Origin of the sequence: Pseudomonas sp. (assembly GCF_030696055.1) — a bacterium.
GTDB lineage: Bacteria > Pseudomonadota > Gammaproteobacteria > Pseudomonadales > Pseudomonadaceae > Aquipseudomonas.
This window is the reverse complement of the sequence record NZ_JAUYNP010000178.1, coordinates 1-1,029: the sequence shown is the minus strand read 5'-3', so window position 1 is coordinate 1,029 and position 1,029 is coordinate 1. Positions and strand designations below refer to the sequence as shown.

The following is a 1,029-nucleotide window of genomic DNA, read 5'->3' as shown; positions in this document are numbered from 1 at the left end:
ATTCAGATACCGGGCGAGCCCAGCCTCTATATCGCCGGCGACACCCTTCTCACCGACGAGGTGCGCCATTGCCTGACGGTGCTGGCGCCGGAGGTCAGCGTGCTGCCGGCCGGCGGCGCGGTGATGGATATCGGCAGCCCGCTTATCATGGGCCAGGCCGATATCCTCACGGCCCTGGGACTGAGCCAGGGCGTGATAGTCGCCAACCATCTGGAGGCTCTCGACCACTGCCCGGTGACCCGCAGCGAGCTGCTGCAGGAGGCCGCGCTGCAGGGCGTGGGGGAACGGCTGCGGGTGCCGCTGGATGGCGAAACCCTGGAGTTTCTGGCGGCAAGCCAGGCTGTCGCCGCCTAGGAGCCTGTCGGGCTTGACCGTTCGTAGCGAGGGAAAGTCCGGTTCGAGTCAGTTTTGTTGGTCTTTCGAGGCGAATAGCTAGCTATTTAACGAGAAAGAGCAGCAAAAATGGCCGAGTCGGCTTTTCCGCAGTAGAACAGTGTTAAGTCCGACAGGCTCCTAGAGCCTACTCCGGCACCTCGACGCTGATATGCAGGGCGTCGTGGCGCCAGAACTCCAGGTCGCAGTCGATCAGGCGGCCATGCTGGTCGCGGTTGATCCGCACTATGCGCAGCGCCGGGCTGCCCACCGCCACCTTCAGTGCCGCCGCGGCCTCGCCATGCAGGGCGGTGGGCACCATATCGAAACGCACCCGGCCATAACGAATGCCGTACTCGCTGGCGTACAGATCGGTCAGGGAACGGGTCAGGTCGAAATCCAGAATGCCGGCGAAGTAGTTGGGGTTCAGGTAGTGCTCGACATACAGCACCAGGCGCCCGTCGATGCGCCGCGCGCGGCGAATCTGGTACACGCTGGACAGCGCCGGCAAGGCCAGGATCTGGCAGATCTCCGCGCTGGCCGGAATCAAGCGCGCGCTCAACACCTCGGTGGCCGGCACCCGGCCCTGTTCGCCGACCATGGCGTGAAAGTGGCTGCGCACCAGCGGGTTATAGGCCACCCGTGGCGGCGAGACGA

Annotated in this window: 1 protein-coding gene and 1 pseudogene; one reads left to right on the top strand and one right to left on the bottom strand. The window is 64.8% G+C overall.

What is annotated here, in order from left to right:
- Positions 1 to 354: pseudogene (locus Q8Q83_RS10470) on the top strand (MBL fold metallo-hydrolase); the annotation flags it as partial.
- Positions 355 to 520: 166 nt separating this feature from the next.
- Here the strand turns inward: Q8Q83_RS10470 and Q8Q83_RS10465 are convergent.
- On the bottom strand, positions 521 to 1,029 hold a 509-nt coding region (locus Q8Q83_RS10465), incomplete at its 5' end, for a UTRA domain-containing protein (RefSeq protein ID WP_305623476.1).